Raw genomic sequence first — 19592 nt, 5'->3', positions numbered from 1 at the left:
ATAACTCTGCGTTGACGCAACGCAGCGGAGACAACCATGAATCTGCACTCAACGCCTTCCCGCTCAATGACGGAGCAGGATGACGTGCCCGTGTCCCATGACGGCATGACTCAAACGGATTTTGAACAAAGTGAAGTCGCGGCAGGCAAAGCCTTTCGCCGTATCCTGCCTTTTATTTTTATCTGCTACGTGGTCAGTTATCTGGATCGCACGAATGTCAGCTTTGCCGCGCTGGGCATGAACGCGGATTTAGGGATTACAGCAGAGCAGTTTGGCTTTGGCGCGGGCATGTTCTTTATCGGGTATTTCCTTTTCGAAGTGCCCAGTAATCTGATCATGCAAAAAGTAGGTGCCCGCATCTGGATCGCCCGCATTATGATTTCGTGGGGGCTGATCTCCATGGCCACCGCCTTCGTCACCGGTCCCGTCAGCTTTGCCTTTGCCCGTTTCTGCCTGGGGGTGGCGGAAGCGGGCTTCACCCCGGGCATTTACCTGTTTTTTACCTACTGGTTCCCCGGCAGCTGGCGCGCCAAAATCACGGCCGCCTTTCTGGTCGGCATTCCCGTGGCGAATATTATCGGTGCGCCGTTATCCGGCATGTTGATGCAAATTACCGGACACGACACTATCCGCAACTGGCAGTGGCTGTTGCTGCTGGAAGGCTTTCCGGCGGTAATACTTGGAGTCATGTGCCTGTTCTTTTTACATGACCGTCCGGCCAAAGCGGGCTGGCTAAGCGAGGCGGAAAAAGCGTTGCTGAGCAGGCGGCTGGCGAATGAACAGAAAAAGATCGAACAGGCACACGGTTCCAGCCTGCGGGATGCAATGCGTAATCCTCTGCTCTACCTTCTGGCTTTTATTAACTTTTGCGGTATTGTCGGCTCAATTGGCGTAGGTTTGTGGATGCCGCAGATTATCAAACAGCTTGGCGTCAGCCACACCGCGACGGGTTTTCTGACCGCGTTGCCCTATATCTGTGGCGCCTTCAGCATGCTGTTTTGGGCACAGCGCGCGAATGCTTCCCGCCACCGTATTCGCTGGATCAGCGCGGCGCTGGTGATCGCCGCAGTGGCGTTAGGCTGCAGCGCCCTCATTGATGAACCCGTCCTCAAAATGCTTGCGCTGTGTTTCACTGTGAGCGGCATCCTGGCATTTCAGGCATCATTCTGGGCGCTGCCTTCCGGTTTTTTGACAGGGAGCGCGGCGGCGGGCGGACTGGCGATGATTGTCTCGATTGGTAATCTGGGCGGATTCGTGGGTCCTTCGCTTATTGGCTATGTGCGCCAGACCAGCGGTGGCTTTATGTGGGCGCTGCTGGCGGTGTCGGCGGTGCTGCTGCTGGGAGCTTTCTGCGTAGCGTCCGTCAAGGACCCTTACCGTCACACCTGACCGGACAAAACGACCACGCCGCCGACATTCAGGGTGGCGTGATGTCGCCTCGGATTATGGCCTCAGTTAACTAATCCCGACGCACGATCTGAATGGACACAAAGCCACGCCAATATCAGAGGCGGCGTGGTTTTATCCCCCACGGCTTCATTTCTCCATTATCCTCCTTCCTGCCGCCGTTCCTGCGCATGCAGACTGTTTTTCCACGCCGTTGTCTTTCCCACCGCAACAACGTTCGCGTTCGTCTGCTGATCGCGGCCCGGTATTTCCGATAACCGATACCGGTTTCCGGGAAGTATCCCATCACGATGGCAGGCGAGCACATGGAGCAGAGCGGGCTGAAACGGTATACAGGCGTTCTTGCCACATCAGAGCACTCGGCCTGCCCGATAAGGATGGCAGAACCGAACCCGGCACCGGTCCTTCCCGGCATTCCTGCGGTTCGCCTCACCTTCACTTTTCTCCGGTATAAAAAAAAGCGCCCGGAGGCGCTTCAGTGATTTCAGCGATGCGACTTATTTGCTGACGGTCGACAGGCTGTGATCCGCTTCGATTCTGGTCGCGCTTTTGCGGCCCATGATCAGCACTGCGATACCGCCCGCCCCGCAGAGCACGGCCAGCGGAACCATGGCCAGCGCATGACTGCCCGTCTGCTCGTTGATGATCCCGTACACGTTAACCATCAGGCCGCCGCCAATCAGGTTCGCCATGGCACCGATAGCCGCCAGGCCCGCCGCTGCGGTGCTGGACGACAGCCAGCCGGAAGCCAGTGCCCAGAACGGCCCTTTCATGGAGTACGCGCCAATCAGCACCAGCGACAGAATGACCACGCTGCCCGCCAGCGACTGCGTCAGGAAAGCCGACAGTAGCCCACCCGCAATAAGAAACAGCGTCAGCGCCGTGTGCCAGCGACGTTCGCCCGTACGGTCGGAACTGCGGCCCCAGACGATCATCAACACGGACGCCAGGCCGTAAGGAATGGCGTTCACCAGACCGGTCGTGAAGTTGTCGAGTCCGAACGACTTGAGTAATTGTGGCGACCAGACGCTGAGCGTGGAACCTGCCGCCGAGGCACCGGCATAGATTAAGGCCATCACCCAGATGTGCTTGTGACGCAGTAACTGCCACAGCGAGATATGACCGATCACCTTACGTTTCGCATTCTCGTCCGCCAACGTTGTGCTGAGCCAGTTGCGCTGTGCTTCCGTCAGCCAGGTCGCGTTTTCCGGGCGGTTGCTTAACAGGAAAAAGGCGGCTATTCCTAAAAGGATGGCCGGGAAGCCTTCTAAAATAAACAGCCAGTGCCAGCCACGTAAGCCAAACCAGCCATCCAGTGACAGGATGGCCCCGGAGATCGGTGAGCCGATAAAGTTTGCTGCCGGGATAGCCACCATAAAGGTCGCAATGACGCGGGCGCGGTATTTACCGGGGATCCAGTAGGTCAGGTAGAGGATCACGCCAGGGAAAAAGCCGGCCTCCGCCGCGCCCAGTAAAAAGCGCAGGAAATAAAGCATCCCGGCACTGGAGACAAAGGCCGTGCAGACCGACACGATGCCCCACGTCACCATAATGCGCGATATCCAGATCTTCGCCCCGACCTTTTGCATCGCCAGATTGCTGGGCACTTCAAACAGAAAATACCCCACAAAAAACAGGCTGCTCGCCAGGCCGAACACCGCTTTGGTCAGCCCGAGATCTTCATTCATCTGCAGGGCCGCCATTCCGATATTGCCCCGGTCAATGATAGCGATCAGATAACAGACAATCAGAAACGGCAGAATGCGCCATATAACACGCTTTACCGTCTGCTGCTCTATATCGGAGGTTATGGCCACATTGGGTCTCTTTTCAGACATGGTGTTCCTCACAGAAGGTTCATGGTTTTACATCTGGGTAAACTTCATGTTTTACTCTGTAAAACTATGGTGTACAAAGTACACTCATTATCTGGCGAAACTTTTTCCTGTGCTGGCAAATGTTATGAGGTTGTGTGACTTGTCACAAAAAGGGATCAGTTTGCCGTGTGATATGTGACGCAGCCGGAGCTTTTCCCGCTTCCCCCGCGTCCCCGGGACATGGCGCATTGAGCAGAATCGCAGAAAGCCCGCAGGTACAAACACCAGGAAAAGCGGAGCCGTGCGATAAAAGCAGCACGGTGCCCTGCGGTGCTGACAATACTGAAAGCAGTATGCCGTTTACCGGACAGCAGATGCATATGTGATGCGGCTTCGTTGTTCCCCTCTTCGACAAAATTAGCGTCGCCGCAGGTTATTTTGAAAAAGTCATTTAAAAGCCATAATACTGAAATATATTTTTAGCGGTAACAAACGCGTGCAAAATGATAATAGATATTGCAGATATAATGTCGCACTGATAATTAAAGGGCAAAAAGGATGGAGTTAATATGAAATATATTTTCTGTGCGGCTGCCGTTTTTGTCCTGACCAGTTTTACCTCACAGGCGGCGATGAACAAAGTCGTTGACGAGAAGCGCCCACCCAACACCGTTAAAACGGTAAAAATTGCTTTCACTGGCGCGATAACGCAGAACAAAATTATGGCCCTGTCCGCCGCCATTGACGAGATTGCGCAAAACTACAAAGCCGCTACGGAGATACAGCTTTATCTCACCAGCCCCGGCGGTGATGTTGATGCCGGGAAAATGGGCTATCAGATAGTGAAGGACTCACCCATTCCGGTGACCACCGTGAATATGTCCTCCGTCGAATCCTCTGCAACCTTAATTTATTGTGGCGCAAAGAAACGGCTAACCATGGACGATTCGATTTTTTTATTACATGCGCCCACGGTTCATGATGCTCGGGACAGAGATTTTTCAGAAAATATGCTGGTTGAAAAAAATGAATTTAACAGCCGATTCCGCAATATTATTAAAAATATTTATCACACTTGTACCAACCTGACGGATGATCAAATCGACAAAATTACCTACAGCGAAGACAACCATATGCTGCTGGATAATCAACACGCAATGGCTGTCGGCATTGCGACAGGCGGGCTCAGCCATTTTATGCCCGCTGACGCGGCCTATTATATTCACGACAATAATTAGTTCTGTGCAGGCCGCGATGCCTGATGAAGGCTCTGGTTTCAGCCCTCATCAGGCACCGTTTCTACGGACACACCAGCCTTACTGCGCGTGACTCACCATTCCACGCAGATCTTGCCGAAATGCGAACCGCTCTGCTGCCAGGCAAAGGCCTCGGCGAGGTCCTGATAACGGAAGAGGCGATCAACGACGGGCTTCTGATTCATCCCTTCCAGCGCGTTCACGTAATCGATCTGATCCTGTCGGCTGGCAACGATCACCCCTTTGATGGTGACCTGCTTCGCCAGGACAGACAAAATGGACAGCCGGGCTTCATCGCCGGAAATGATGCCGATTTGGGTAATGTGGCCGCCCACTTTGATCGCTTTCAGCGACTCACCCAGCGTGGCAGGTCCGCCCACTTCCACCACCTGATCCACGCCCACGCCGCCGGTCAGTTCCAGCACCTTCTTCCCCCACTCTGGCGTCGTGCGATAGTTAATGGTTTCGTCTGCGCCCAGTTGTCGGGCGCGCGCCAGTTTCTCATCCGAAGAGGAGGTGGCAATCACTTTCGCGCCCATGGCCTTAGCGATTTGTAAGGCAGCGATAGATACACCGCCGGTGCCCTGCACCAACACGGTATCATTAGCCTGAAGATTGCCTTCGGTCACCAGTGCTCGCCAGGCGGTCAGGCCAGCTGTCGTAATGGTGGCTGACTCAGCGTGCGTCCAGCCTTTTGGCGCATGGGTAAAGGCGCTCTGCGCCCGCACAACGTATTCACTGGCCATGCCATCAATGCCGTCGCCCGGCGTGTGGGCAAAGCCGCCGACGTCCGCGGTGGGTTTGCCGGACAGCCAGACGGGGAAGAATGTCGACACGACGTGATCACCCGCGCGAAAATCGGTCACGCCCTCGCCCACGGCTTCCACCACGCCCGCGCCGTCGGACAGCAGTATGCGGCCATCTTCGGTGGGAAATTGCCCGGTCGCGACGACCAGGTCATGGAAATTCAGTGAGCTGGCCTTGATGGCAACCCGGATTTCGCCTTTTCCCGGCTGTCCCGGATCGGCTCGGTCTGACAGGTGGATGTTCTGCAGTCCGCCAGGGGCTTTCAGGGTCATTGCTTTCATTACGTTCTCCGTTGCCTGATGTGTTTTCTTAAGACATGTTGCTTAACATAGTCCACAGGGGGATTTTGTAAAATGTCGTCATCAGGAAGCGGATCGCGGCAAAGGGAATACGATCAGGCCTGCGCGAGGGTACGGTGACCGGGCTAAAGGCGTGACCACCGTCACCGTGGTTAACGCCGCAGCGCTGTCAACGCGCGCCTCCATTTCCCGCTAAACGGCCGTAAAGGGCACGCTCGCGCCTTGCAAAACGGGCACTGCGAAGCAGAGCACCCCGCGCGTCGTTCATTGTACGGGTGAGCATGTTAAAGGGCGCCTGTTGGCGCCCTGCCTCGCGTTAAACCGTGCTGTCTACCACCGCATACATTTGCTCAAAGAGTTGTGCATAGTGGCTGACGTCATCCTGAATGGCCTCCTCAACCCCTAACGTGTTGTAGAGGAAATGGACGTCCACATCGCGGATCGCCAGATAAGCCGAAACGCCCAAAAGATGATCGATGATGTTTTTCTCCCAGCCATATTTAATAAATGACCGATGGGAGCCGCCCGCCAGCGCCAGCCAGCGCACCTTTTTTGCCGTTAACCGGTTTTGCTCACCATAGGCCAGGCCATAATTCCATACGCGCTCAAGATAGCCTTTCAACATGGCCGGAAAGCTGTACCACCACACCGGGAAGACAAAGAAGATAATGTCCTGATTGTCCAGTTCAGCAAACAGGCGGTGGACCTCTGGCGAATAGCGCTTATCCGGGTTGCCCCACTCCGGTTCATCCTCGACACGTAACACCGGATCAAAATCGCTGCGATACAAATCCAGTTCAGTAACATGGGCGCCGCGCGCCTCTGCGCGCTGGCGCAGGCTGTGGACCATCTGCGCGGTTAACGAATTCCTGCGCGGATGCGACCAGACGATATAGACATGTTGTTTCATCGTTCACCTCATTTTTGTGCTGACGAAAGCACCTTACGCTCGCGACATTGCTGTGGGAATCGTATGATTTGAGACGGGTTAATGAGGGATTTTCATCAATGAAACTGAACGTCTATGACTTCGCGACTTTTATTGCCGTTGCCCGGCACAACAGTTTTCGCGCCGCGGGTGATGAACTCGGACTGTCGCCATCGGCAGTCAGCCACGCGATTAAGCAACTGGAGCAGCGGCTGAAAATTCGCCTGTTTAACCGTACCACGCGCAGCGTGTCACTCACCGAAGCCGGCGCCCGTATGTTTGAACGTTTACGCCCCGCTTTCGATGAAATCAACATGGTGCTGGATGAAGCCAACTGCTATCGCCAGACGCCGATGGGCGTGCTGAAAATCAATGCCTCGCGCCTTGCCTCACGTCTGGTGCTGATTCCGCTGGTCACCGGGTTTAGCCAGCGCTATCCGGATATTCGTGTGGAAATCACGACAGAAGACAGGCTGGTCGATATTGTGAAAGAGGGTTTTGATGCGGGCATTCGCCTGAGCAGTACGCTGGAAAAAGACATGATTGCCCTGCCGGTAGGGCCAAAAGTCAAACTGGTGGTCGCGGCCAGTCCCGATTATTTTGCCCGTCATCCTCGTCCCACGCATCCACGCGAAATCGACGTGCACCCGTGCGTCATGTTTCGTCATCGCAGTGGCCGGATTTATCAGTGGGAATTCAACGGACCGGACGGCCAGTTTGCGCTTCTTCCCGGCGGAAACATCATCCTTGACGACATGGATTCACAGTTGGATGCCGTACTGCAGGGTGCGGGGCTCGGCTATCTTTATTACGAGCAGGTGAAAGATCATCTGGCAAACGGCAGTCTGATCTCGGTACTGGAGAACTGGTTACCGGAACGGCCCAGCCTGCAGTTTTATTACCCTAATCGCCAGTATATGTCTTCGGCATTGCGGACGTTTATTGACTATATCAAAGCGGCACCGTTGTCGACATTCAGCCGCTGATCTCATACGCTTTTAGCTTACGCCACAGGGTGGTCGCACTGATCCCCAGCATTGCCGCCGCCTGGGTTTTATCACCCTGGCATTTTGCCATCACGTCAATAATTAGCCAGCGCTCCTGTTTTTTCAGAAGATCGGTTTCAGCGTCTGTGCACGCCAAAGAGGGTGATTCATACACCACGTTATTGAGTACCTGCTCATCCTCAAGCAACGAGATCACGGTCGATTTATCGACCGTACCGCCCTGATGAAATACCGCCAGTCTGCACACGACCGATTGCAGTTCTCGTATATTCCCCGGCCAGTGATAACGGTTTAAATACGCCAGCGCATCCGGCGAAAAGACCCTGTCTTTTCCCTGCTGGTGAAGTAAATGCCGGATAAGAGGTTCAACGTCACCTTTACGCTCAGTCAGCGCGGGAAGCCGGAGTGTGAGGATATTGATACGGTAATAAAGATCCTGACGAAAAGCGCCCATGGTTATCTGCGCCTTCAAATCTTTATTACTTGCTGTTATGAGTCGAAAATCCGCCGCAATCAGCCCATCACCGCCCACGCGAACAAACTGTTTTTCCTGTAGTACACGCAGTAATTTGACCTGTACGTTGAGTGGGGCCTCGCTGATTTCATCAATAAATACGGTGCCCTTCATCGCCATCTCAAAGATACCGGGCTTGCCCCCTTTCCGGGCTTGGGTAAATGCCCCGTCAGCATAACCAAACAGTTCACTTTCAAGCAGACTTTCAGGAATCGCCGCGCAGTTAATCGCAATGAACGGGCTGTGGCTTCGGGTGCTGTGCTGGTGAATGCTTTGAGCAAACAATTCTTTACCTGTACCGGTATCACCTAAAATATGGACAGGTGCATCATGGCTGGCACAACGCTTTGCTTTTTCGATCGCTGACTTAATACTGGCTGACTCACCAACAATATCATCAAAGGTGTAACGGGTATAAAAAGCACGCTGTTTTCGCTTTTTACTGACCATGTTTCGCCACGGAGCTTGCGATTGCAGACAGCCGGTCACGATTGAATAGCTCTCCTGCCGCTTACAGTAATGCTTTATCGCGACAGAAATGCGTTCACCGTCAAGTTCAAGGGTCATATCGCTGACGTCAGACTCGTCAATAATGGCATTGTATACGTCTTTGAATCCTTCTTTTTTGTATATTTTCTCCCCGACGCGGCACTGAAAAAGCGCTTTTCCTTTGCTGTTTATTGTGACGACAGTCCCCATCGGGTCGAGACACATAATGCCTTCCCGTGACTGATTTATCGCGGACTGACTTATCTCCAGCTTCAGATTTTCCTGGTTAATATATTTTAACAGGCTGAAGGCCTCGTTGATGGCCTGTTCAATAGAGATATTATCGGTATCCCCCATTACAACCTTCAGACCATATTTTTTGGCCATTTCAGCAACGGTCAGACCGCCAATCACGACCTGATAATTATTTTCCGCAAGGCTTTTGACGACATTATCGATATCGTAATGATTATAGACCTGACAGATCTTGAAATTATCCTGAGTCATATGTTGATAATGCTTAAGCGCGTGGCAAAACTGGGGAAAGCCGACCGCAGCAATCTTCTGCGACTTGATTTTTGCTTCCTGCAGAATACGGTTCACGCCTTGAAAATCATGTGCAATTTCGACCACCGGGATAGCCAGACTGCTGCGCAGTAAGGCAGCGGTACCGCCACGACTGATGATGATTCTGGTGCCGGCGCGAATCATTTCATTCGCTTTATCCAGCACATCTGAATAACCTATTTCGTAGACGGGTAATTCTAGCTGTTTTTCAAACAGCACATTAGAGATACGCTGAGTAATGGTTTTTGAAACAGAGAAAATGACAATTTCATTGAACTTCATTAACAGTCCGATTATATCGATAACGTGCTGAACAAGTATAAAGATAACGTCTGCCCCTATATTGACAGACGTCATGTGCAGGCACGTAAAAGCTACCTGGCATTAATATTCCAGGACTGAGCGAACGGATAAGGCGTGATTAAACATGCAGACGGCGATAGCAGATCTGCCCACGACTGATGGTTAAGCAGTTATCAATATAGCGATCGCCTTGTAACTGATTGCCCCTCGTGTCTTCGAAAATGGTTTTTTCCTGACGTATTTTAACCACGGCGATGTCGGCAAATGCCCCCGGTGTGAGCGTTCCGATCTGGCCCTGCATTTTCATTAGCCTGGCAGGGGTGCTGGTGACCGCTTTTACTATATCAAACAGTGACATACCCATATTCAGGTATTTTGACATGACATGAAGCAGACTGTAGACCTTATTCGTACGCAGGCTGTTACGCTGCGTTAAGTCCGTGCTGATAATATCGGGATAAAATCCCTGCGCCATCGCATGACGGGCAATATTAAAATCAAAATGCGCCACGCCATTTGAACAGTCAAAGATGACGCCTTTCCGCTGGGCTGCCTGAATCGACGGGTACACTTCGCCCTGCTCATTAAGGATGGTGTGACCCGTTCCGTGAAAGCAGTGCGCGTATATATCACCCGGGTTGAAATGCGGGATGAGTTCGTCCGCCTGGCGTTGGGAATCCGTGACGTGCACGCATAACGAGGTATTCAGCTCACGTGCCAGCGCAACGGTGGTCAGAAAAGGATCGCTGCTGTAGGGTTTGCCTTTCGCAATATCCTGACTGTAGCGCAGCTTCAGGCCCAGAATATTGTCTGCATTTTTGCTGACAACCTGCTTTATTTTTTCCCGATTAAAATTGGCCGGGTTCGTGTTTTCCAGATATCCCGTCGGCCCACCACCCAGCGTAGACAGGCCTACATTTACTACATTTAAGTAACTTTTTATCCTTACCGTAGCCGTGTTGATCACACTGTTACGGAACAATCCATAATTGACCCAACCGCTACTACCAGCGTCAACCACGCTGGTTACGCCATTGGGCAAACAAATGATGTCTGGATTCACGCTTATAGCCGTTCCGCCATGAAAAACATGAGTATGAAAGTCAATTAAACCGGGAAGGACAATACAGCCTGCGGCATCAATTTCAGTTTCAGCTTCAATGCCGTCAACCTGGGTAAGATCAACGATAACATCCCCCATAATGCCCACATCCCGCTGAATATAATTCTGGCCGTGGCCGTCTATCGTCAGGCCATTTTTGATACGAAGATCCAGTTTCATGTTTATCCTCCGATCAGATACCGATGAATTTCCAGTAAGGAATGCCGAGCAGGAAATAAACAATGACGTTAAACAGCACCATCGTTGTGCCCAACAGCCAGAAGGTTTTTTGCGGCACATAGCCACTGGAGAAGGTAAAAACCCCCGCTCCGTTACCGTAATGCGTGAGGAGAGCACCGTAGCCTGCTGAAAACGCCAACGACAATGCAACGTACATTGGATTGGCCTGCGTCGTCATACCGAGGGTAAACAACACGGGATAAAAAGAAACGACAAACGCACTGTTTGAGACAAAGAAGTAACGTACGGCAAGACTGATAAAAATCAGCACACCAATTGCGCTAAATTCATTGAGATGAGAAAGATCCAGGTAGTTTTTAATCACCCCCACCAGGAAAACGTAGAACCCGCCTTTTGACAGCGCGACAGCACATCCATAGAACGCGCCGTACCAGACAAACGTTTGCCAGGCCGCTTTTTCACTGACCACATGTTCCCAGCTCAGCACTTTAAATAACAACAAGCAGGCAAGGAATGCAAAGCCAACCGGAATAAAAGGAATACCCGTTACTGAGCCGGTCATCCATCCCAAAACGCCCAGAATAAAAAACACGATCAGCAGTTTCTCTTCGCGCTTCACCGGCCCGAGTTCACGCAGTCCCTGTTCAGCGATCTCATTGACGTTATCAATTTTTTTCAGTTCAGGCGCGTAAACTTTATAAAGTATCCAGGGACACAGCAGCAGAACTAATCCGGCCGGAATAATGGCCGCCTTAAACCAGGTCATCCAGTCCAGATCGACCTTCATAATTTCGTTAGCCAGTGACACGGTGATAGCGTTGGTGGCCATACCGGTTAAAAACAAGCTGGATGTTCCCATTGATACGACATACATCAGAATCGTCAGGTAGGAACCAATCCGGCGGCTACCTTCGTCAGGTTTAGAGCCCAACGCTTCAGCAATGTTGCGGAAAATGGGATAGACGATACCGCCAGAGCGCGACATATTCGAGCCGGTGGCCGGAGCCAGCACGGTGTCCGTAACCATCATCAGATAACCCAGTGTCAGAGTATTTCTGCCGTAGCGTTTCAGTAAGATGTAGGCGATACGTTTACCCAGTCCGGTAATAACGAATGCCTTACAAATAATAAAGGCGCTGATAATAAATCAGACCATGGCCGTGCCATAACCTGCAAACAGAATATGGGGATCGATAAAAACAGATGCGATGCCGAGGATAATGAGCATAATAATCGCATCCGTAAAAGGCCGAAATACCAGCCCGCATAACATCGCCAGATAAATACCGACCATATGCCAGGTCGTGGCGGAAATCTCGTCAGGGTTAGGCAAGATCCAGAATAAAACCGGGAAAAACACGATCAATAAGATTTTTAAAGAGAACATATATTTTTACCTTTGCTTATCACCACGAGAGCATGACTCCCGTGGTTTGAGCGAATGGATATTATATTGGTCGACTAACGAAATACGTCGTTAATAAATTCAACGCCCTTTTCTTCCAGTGATTTGGTGACCCATTCACGATTTGCCGTGCCGTTTTTTGCGGCTTCAACTTTGCTCGCATCGAATGCTGCATACGCTTTAGCTTTTTCGAGTAAGGGTTCTGCATCATGCAAAGGAACAACAATTACGCCATCCGCATCACCAATAATGAGATCGCCAGGGCACACGGCTACGCCACCCACCGCAACAGGTGTATTTACTTCGCCAGGACCTTCTTTAAACGGACCGGCCGGGTTTGCCCCTGTGGCAAAAAGGGGAAAATCCAACTGTGACAAAGCATCAATATCGCGGATGGGACCATCCAGCACGATGCCAGCGATCTTCTTGCAGTGATGCGCGTAAGCCACCATGATTTCGCCCATCAGGGCTCGCGAACGGTCACCTTCATTAGATACGACAATAACGTCATTCTCCGTCGCCATATCCAGTGCGGCATGCAACATCAGGTTGTCGCCCGCGCGCGCTTTCACCGTAATGGCATATCCCGCCATAACCGGTTTTTGAGGGGAAGAAATCCGCCTGATACCGTTGCCCAACACAGCAATACGATTCATGGTATCGGCGATATTCGCAGCGGGAAGTTGCGCGTATTCCTTGAGTAAATCAGGCTTACCTGCAGGACGTTTTAAATAAATACGATTTCCAATAGTCATTTTATTATTCTCCAAAGCCAGGAACGGGCCAGGTTGGTTTTTTACCCGACAGCACCTCATCAATCCCTATGGCGGTATGAAGTGAGGCTCTGTCGGTGGCTTCTTTCGTTGCGGCGCCGATATGAGGGCCAATAACGACATTGCTGAGTGAAAAAATCGGATCGCTGGCGTCGAAGGGCTCTTTCTTTAAAACGTCCAGACCTGCGCCGGCAATAAGGTGGTGACTGAGGGCGTGATACAGCGCTTTTTCATCGACGAGTTTGCCGCGCGCAGTATTAATGAAGTAAGACGTCGGTTTCATCATGGCAAATTGCTTTTCTCCGACGAAATTCTGGGTCTCTGCCGTTGTCGGGCAATGCAAAGAGACAACGTCGCTTTCGCTGAAAATGCGGTCAATATCATCTGTACGTTCAACGCCGTCTGGCATTTGTTCCTGCGTCTTATAGGGATCGTATGCAATCACTTTCATATTAAAACCCCGTAAGGCTTTAACAGCGACGCGCGAGCCAATATTGCCTACACCAATTAATCCCAGCGTTTTGCCATCCAGTTCCACTTTGGGCGTGCGCAATTTTGCCCAGTAGTAATCCTCAAGCATTTTCTCTTCAACCAACCTGAAATTGCGGGAACAGTGCAGCATGTAGAAAATAGCCAGTTCGGCCACGGACATGCTGTTCGCCACCGGCGCATTCAGCACCACAACACCGTGACGTTTCGCGGCCTCAAGATCGACAGTATCGTAGCCCGCGCCGTGTCGTGCGACGACTTTGAGTTTTTTCGCGGCGTTAAATACACGTTCAGACATTTTTGAAAGCCGAACGATGATGCCATCACAGTCGGGAATATCACGAATAATGTCGTCCTCTTCCATGCCAGAGCCCGTCATTAATTCATAGCCCCGACTCTCCAGATACGCTCTCCCTTCCGCCATAATTTCCTGTGGGAGTAAAATTTTATAAGCCATGCCATTATCCCCAGTGTTATACGCGACAACGTTATTGTTTGCAGACGCCGTGCCAGACCCGATAAAAAAACAGAAAAAATAATGCAATCGTCTGAGAAGAAAGGATTTAATTTATTTGTCAGTAAAAGAAGGTGAAGGGGTAAAAGTGAAATCCTTCACGAAATAAAAAATGAGAATTTCAAAAAGAAAACCCAATTCGGATAGTGATTTCATTTTGAAATGCGAGATGTGAATACGTTAACAGCGAATTAAACATCAACACCGCATCATCTATGAACACCGGATGCATCGACGCAGATTTCTTATTACTGCAATCCGTACAGGTATGATAAAAACGCGCTTTAATCACGCGTGCCTTTCTAAGGCATCACCTAAAAAATGAAGACGCTTAGCAACCTCCTCCATTTTTGTGCTGGCAGGCTAATACAGAAAACGATCAGGCCCGATGTGTTAACCGATGCTGCAACAGTGTCAGGAGGCTTGATGGGCATTTTTTTAACAAATCTTCATTACAACGTTTGTGTCATCTGCAAAATACCTCTCTCTTGACACTATTCACGCTGCCTTTCACTCGAAGTTTAATAATAGAATTCGATACAGCTTTAACTATTACTTAAGATATGCCTCTATAATTAACATGCTAGTTACGACTTCTGATCGATACAAAAAATGACATAAACCATCACAGCGACACCCATAAAAATTCAAACAAAAAGAAAAAATAAGAAGCAGTAACAACAAACATCGCCAAGGTAAAAATATATACAAAAATACTCAAAATAAATATCACAATTAAATCAAACAGCATAATAAAGTGATAACAAATAATCACTAATTACTGGATCGGGATCATATAAACAAAAAACAAACAAGATCTTACGGAAACTTATTATTGAATTCACACTGCATTCTGTTTTAAAAATAACACGCCATTTAAGCGCACCATACCTTTCAATTGTTCTGGTCGAGACAAAACATAATTAAAAGGATTTCTTTAATGAAACTTAACTTAGTTGCAGTGGCCGTTACCACTTTATTCGCCGCAGGCGTAACAAATGCTGCGGAAGTTTATAACAAAGACGGTAATAAAATTGATCTGTACGGTAAAATGCAGGGGTTGCACTATTTCACCAGTGATAACGACGGACATGGGGATAACTCCTATGCCCGTCTTGGTGTAAAAGGTGAAACGCAGATTACCGACCAACTGACCGGTTTTGGTCAGTGGGAATACAATATGCAGGCAAACCGTGATGAAAAGTCTGAAAACCAGTCCTGGACGCGTTTAGGCTTCGCCGGACTGAAATTCGGTGAGTATGGTTCGGTCAACTACGGTCGCAACTACGGCGTTGTTTACGATGTCACCTCATGGACCGACGTCCTGCCAGAGTTCGGTGGCGACAGCTACGGCTCGGATAACTTTATGCAGCAACGTGCCAATGGCCTGGCAACCTATCGTAACACCGATTTCTTTGGCCTGGTCCCCGGCCTTAATTTTGCCTTGCAGTACCAGGGCAGAAATGGGGGCTCCAACGCTGAAGGTGGTAGTCTCACCAATAACAACCGAAATGCAGTGAAGCAGAATGGCGATGGCTATGGCGCGGCTGTAACGTATGCTCTGCCAGAAGGTGTCAATTTCGGTGTCGCCTATTCGCATTCTAAGCGTACGCTGGACCAGAACGGCCTGGCATTGGGCGAAGGTGATAATGCTGAAACGTATTCAGGCGCCCTGAAATACGATGCCAATGCTATTTACCTGGCAGCCCAATATACACAGACATACAATGCTACCCGCATTGGTAATGGCAATCCAGGCTACGCCAATAAAGCCCAGAATTTTGAAGTGGTTGCACAGTACCAGTTCGACTTCGGTCTGCGCCCCAGCATCGCGTATCTGCAGTCAAAAGGGAAAGATCTTGAACGATATGGTGATCGGGACCTGGTAAAATACATTGATCTGGGCGCGGCTTATTACTTCAACAAAAATATGTCAGCCATCATCGATTATAAGATCAACCTGCTTGATGAAACCGACTTTACTCAGGCAGCCGGTATTTCAACCGACAATATCCTGGCCGTGGGTCTGGTTTATCAGTTCTGATCATGACGTAACCGCAACAAGCCAGCGCTTTCTGCGCTGGCTTTTTTTATGGTGCGGGTTTTATCGCTCTGCGGTCTTACAAGTGGCGCTCACGGCACTGACCGGACAGCATCTTTGGCCGGGCAGCCCGTTCACAATCCAGATCCACGAACGAAACAGGCACGTCCGTTATTTACGCTCTGTCCGCCTCACGGCGACGGTGTAAAAGGCGTTGGTCTTCTCCACTGTGCTTTTCACGCCAGGAGGCGGCCTTTTACCCACGCGGCCCTGCACACAGTTAAGATCGCTTGCGCGTCAGTTTCTCCACGACCTTCATGACCAAGAAATAGAACAGCGGAACAAAGAAGATGGCCAGTAACGTGCCGCTGATCATGCCACCAAACACGCCCGTTCCAATCGCCTTTTGCGTTGTCGCGCTGGCCCCTGTGGCCAGCATCAGCGGTACAACACCCAAGGTAAACGCCAGCGATGTCATCAGAACAGGCCGCAAACGCATACGTGAAGCCGCTAAGGTGGCGTCGACCAGCCCCTTACCACCTTCGTGAATCTGTTTCGCAAACTCGACGATCAAAATGGCATTTTTTGCCGACAGCCCGATGAGAGTGATCATCCCGACTTTAAAAAAGACGTCGTTTTGCATATCCAGCATGCTGACCATCAGTACCGCTCCCAGCAGTCCCAGCGGGACGACCAGCATGACCGATATCGGAACTGACCAGCTTTCATACAGCGCCGCGAGCACCAGAAAGACCACCAGCATCGACAGCACCATGAGCGCGGGCGCTTCTGATGCAGATTGCCGCTCCTGTAACGATCCGCCGCTCCACTCAAGGGCAAACCCTTCAGGCAACTGCCTTACCAGACGTTCCATCTCGTTAAGCGCATCGCCACTTGAATAGCCTGGTGCAGGGTTACCGGTGATTTTTATTGACGGGTAGCCCTGATAACGCACCCGTTGCAAGGGGGCAGTTTCCCACTGAGCCTGCACAAACTCACCGATCTGCACCATGCCGCCTGTCGCGTTGCGCACATATAACGCCAGGACGTCGTCCGGTTGCATGCGATATCTCGCATCCGCCTGAATAATGACCTGCTGCATACGATCGCGGTTCGGGAAGTCATTGACGTACAGCGAACCGATCGCTCCCGAGAGCGTCTGGCTGATCTCCTCAAAAGAGACGCCCAACGCGAAGGCTTTCTGGCGATCAATATTCAGTCGGATCATCTGTCCGTCAGGCAGGCCATCGACATAAACGTTGCGGACCACCGGGCTTTTTGCCGCCAGCGCGAGCAACTGCGCTTCAGCCTTCTTCAGTTCAGCAAGGCCTTTACCACCGCGATCCTGCAGACGCAGGGTAAAACCCGAGGAGTTCCCCAGCTCATCAATGGCGGGCGGGATCAAACTGAAGGTTTCCGCTTCAGGATTCATCGCCATCTGTTCCTGCGCATGCGCCGCTTCAGAAAAGGCGGTCGCGCCGTTTCGTTCGTCCCAGCCTTTTAAAGTCGTAAACGCCATCGCCGAGTTGGGCCCGGATCCGGCAAAGCTGAAACCGAGAATGGCGATGGTCGATTGCGTCGCGGGGCGTGAAAGCACCGCCTGTTCAAAAGCCTTAACCACGTTTAGCGTGCGCGCTGCCGTGGCTTCCGAGGGTAGCTGAATGGACGTCATAAAGTAGCCCTGATCCTCTTCAGGCAAAAAGGACGAAGGCAGGTTTTTCATCGCCAGGAAAAGCAGCAGACACAGCGCCGCGTAAACCCCCAGCGCGCTGCCGACGCGTTTCAGTAAGCGACTGACGCCGCGACCATACAGCGCCGTAATGGCGGCAAACTGGCGGTTAAACCCGCCAAAAAATCCTGTTTTCTGCTGCGCGTGTTGGTTGACAGGCCTGAGCAATGTCGCACAAAGGGCGGGGGTCAGGCTCAGCGCCAGAAATGCCGAGATCAAGACAGAGGCAGCCATTGTCAGCGTAAACTGGCGATAAATCGCGCCGACCGACCCGCTTGCCATCGCCATTGGGATAAACACGGCACTCAGCACTAACGTAATGCCGATGACCGCGCCGGTAATCTCTTTCATCGCTTTCCGGGTCGCTTCTTTCGGGCCCAGTCCCTCTTCCGCCATGATACGTTCGACGTTTTCCACCACGACGATGGCATCATCAACAATGATCCCTATGGCCAGTACCATACCGAACATCGTAAGTACGTTGACCGAGAAGCCAGACAGCAGCATAACGGTAAATGTGCCCAGCAGGGCAATTGGAGCCACAATAGCCGGGATAAAGGTATAACGAATGTTTTGCAAAAACAGGTACATGACGAGAAAGACCAGCACCATGGCTTCAATAAAGGTATGAACCACTTTCTCAATGGAGATTTTTACAAACGGCGTGGTATCAAACGGAATGCTGTAGGTCATGCCTTCGGGCATGGCGTTACTCAGTTCATTCAGCCGCTGTCTGATCCTGTCTGCGGTTTTAACGGCGTTTGCTCCCGGCGTCAGCTGAATGGCCGCCGCCGTCGACACGTGACCGTTTTCACGCGTAGCAAAACCATAGGACTGGGAACCCAGTTCGACGCGGGCCACATCCGACAGAATGACGCGCGAACCATCGGGATTGGCACGTAAGGTAATATGACCAAACGCCTCAGGTGAGCCGAGCTGCCCGGTGACCAGCAGCGGATAGCTGACCTGCTGACCGGGGATAGCGGGTGAATCACCGGTCCGGCCTGGCGCAATCTGTGCGTTTTCGATGCTGACCGCCCGGTTAATATCGCTGACGGACAGACGATACTGACTCAGCCTGACGGGATCGATCCAAATCCGCATCGCTTTCTCGGCACCAAACAGCTGAACGCGGCCCACGCCTTCCACCCGGCGCAGTTCTTCGGAGAGGTTACGGGAAAAGTAATCGCTCAGATCGGCGTCAGTCAGCTTACCGTCTTTCGATGTCAGCCCGACAATCATCAAAAAATTTGCGCCTGAGGCTTCAACGCTCAGGCCATTCTGTCTCACAACCTGCGGCAGGCGAGGCTCCACCACTTTTATACGGTTTTGCACGTCAACCTGCGCCAGCTCGGGATCGGTTCCCGGCGCGAAGGTCACGGTAATGGAAGCCATGCCGCTGGTATCGCTGGATGATTCGTAATACAGCACGTGCTTCGCCGAAGAAAGCTCACGCTCAATCAGGGCAATCACGCTGTTGTTCATCGTTTCCGGCGTTGAGCCCGGATAAGAGGCATTAATGGTAATGGTAGGCGGCGCGACAGACGGATACAGGGCCACCGGTAATTTTGGAATCGCGAGCAGGCCAGACACGATAATAAAGATGGCAATTACCCAGGCAAAAACGGGGCGGTTAATAAAAAACTGAGGCATGTTCTACCCTGAGAAAATAAGTATGGTGTGTTCCTGCTGCATCTGATCAGGTGTTATTCAGCGCATGACGCCCTTTTGTGCGCATCTGTGGGATGCATTTCACCCGACGCGCTCCACCGTCAGTTTTCAGTCAGCCGATGGACAACGGACTTATATAACAGCCGGGTAACCCGACCGCCGCGCCAGGCTGTGGCGTTTGTCGCGACGGCCTGCCAAAAATGCCGGTTCCACGCGTGAACGGTGAGCGTTTTTTTTGGATAATAAAGCGCAATAACCGTCGGCTTTGCGTGG

General features: G+C 51.4%; 12 protein-coding genes and 1 pseudogene. 4 read left to right on the top strand and 9 right to left on the bottom strand.

Annotation, left to right across the window (positions count from 1 at the left end; genetic code table 11):
• The first annotated feature begins 36 nt into the window (after positions 1-36).
• Positions 37-1389, top strand: coding sequence for an MFS transporter (locus tag C1N58_RS02195; RefSeq protein ID WP_033739395.1), 1353 nt, complete (start codon positions 37-39; stop codon positions 1387-1389).
• Positions 1390-1904: 515 nt separating this feature from the next.
• On the opposite strand, the gene C1N58_RS02190 is transcribed toward C1N58_RS02195, so the two are convergent.
• The gene (locus tag C1N58_RS02190) at positions 1905-3245 is read right to left on the bottom strand and encodes an MFS transporter (RefSeq protein ID WP_162286411.1); all 1341 of its coding nucleotides are present in this window, start codon (positions 3243-3245) and stop codon (positions 1905-1907) included.
• A 548-nt stretch (positions 3246-3793) separates the two neighbouring features.
• On the opposite strand from C1N58_RS02190, the gene C1N58_RS02185 reads away from it, so the two are divergent.
• A complete protein-coding gene (locus tag C1N58_RS02185; RefSeq protein WP_162286412.1) occupies positions 3794-4462 on the top strand; it encodes an ATP-dependent Clp protease proteolytic subunit in 669 nt (222 codons plus the stop codon).
• Between the two features lie 92 nt (positions 4463-4554).
• Here the strand turns inward: C1N58_RS02185 and C1N58_RS02180 are convergent, their stop codons facing one another.
• On the bottom strand, positions 4555-5568 hold the full coding sequence (locus C1N58_RS02180; RefSeq protein WP_054633276.1) for a zinc-dependent alcohol dehydrogenase family protein: 1014 nt from the start codon (positions 5566-5568) through the stop codon (positions 4555-4557).
• 334 nt (positions 5569-5902) lie between these two features.
• Entirely contained in the window at positions 5903-6496 is a 594-nt protein-coding gene (locus tag C1N58_RS02175) for an NAD(P)H oxidoreductase (RefSeq protein ID WP_394564526.1), read from the bottom strand.
• Between the two features lie 98 nt (positions 6497-6594).
• On the opposite strand from C1N58_RS02175, the gene C1N58_RS02170 reads away from it, so the two are divergent.
• The gene (locus C1N58_RS02170) at positions 6595-7500 is read left to right on the top strand and encodes a LysR family transcriptional regulator (protein WP_394564525.1); all 906 of its coding nucleotides are present in this window, start codon (positions 6595-6597) and stop codon (positions 7498-7500) included.
• Here the strand turns inward: C1N58_RS02170 and C1N58_RS02165 are convergent.
• The 5 genes and pseudogenes from C1N58_RS02165 to C1N58_RS02145 form a co-directional block, all read right to left on the bottom strand.
• Complete coding sequence (locus tag C1N58_RS02165; protein WP_394564524.1) at positions 7490-9373, bottom strand: sigma 54-interacting transcriptional regulator; 1884 nt, start codon at positions 9371-9373, stop codon at positions 7490-7492. The genes C1N58_RS02170 and C1N58_RS02165 overlap by 11 nt on opposite strands.
• A 139-nt stretch (positions 9374-9512) precedes the next feature.
• Positions 9513-10676, bottom strand: coding sequence for a metallo-dependent hydrolase (locus C1N58_RS02160; RefSeq protein WP_205955594.1), 1164 nt, complete (start codon positions 10674-10676; stop codon positions 9513-9515).
• Positions 10677-10689: 13 nt separating this feature from the next.
• Positions 10690-12084 (bottom strand): annotated as a pseudogene (locus tag C1N58_RS02155) (DASS family sodium-coupled anion symporter).
• A 74-nt stretch (positions 12085-12158) separates the two neighbouring features.
• Positions 12159-12857, bottom strand: coding sequence for an RraA family protein (locus tag C1N58_RS02150; protein ID WP_033739409.1), 699 nt, complete (start codon positions 12855-12857; stop codon positions 12159-12161).
• 4 nt (positions 12858-12861) lie between these two features.
• Entirely contained in the window at positions 12862-13821 is a 960-nt protein-coding gene (locus tag C1N58_RS02145) for a hydroxyacid dehydrogenase (protein WP_283785987.1), read from the bottom strand.
• 997 nt (positions 13822-14818) lie between these two features.
• On the opposite strand from C1N58_RS02145, the gene ompC reads away from it, so the two are divergent.
• Positions 14819-15922 carry a porin OmpC gene (ompC, locus tag C1N58_RS02140; RefSeq protein WP_394550388.1) on the top strand — a complete coding sequence of 368 codons (1104 nt, stop codon included), beginning with the start codon at positions 14819-14821 and terminating at the stop codon, positions 15920-15922.
• Between the two features lie 277 nt (positions 15923-16199).
• On the opposite strand, the gene C1N58_RS02135 is transcribed toward ompC, so the two are convergent.
• Positions 16200-19301 carry a multidrug efflux RND transporter permease subunit gene (locus C1N58_RS02135; protein WP_394564523.1) on the bottom strand — a complete coding sequence of 1034 codons (3102 nt, stop codon included), beginning with the start codon at positions 19299-19301 and terminating at the stop codon, positions 16200-16202.
• Between the last annotated feature and the right edge of the window lie 291 nt (positions 19302-19592).

This window comes from Pantoea sp. SGAir0180 (assembly GCF_043546245.1).
The sequence above is the reverse complement of the archived record's forward strand: the minus strand, read 5'-3'. Positions and strand labels throughout refer to the sequence as shown.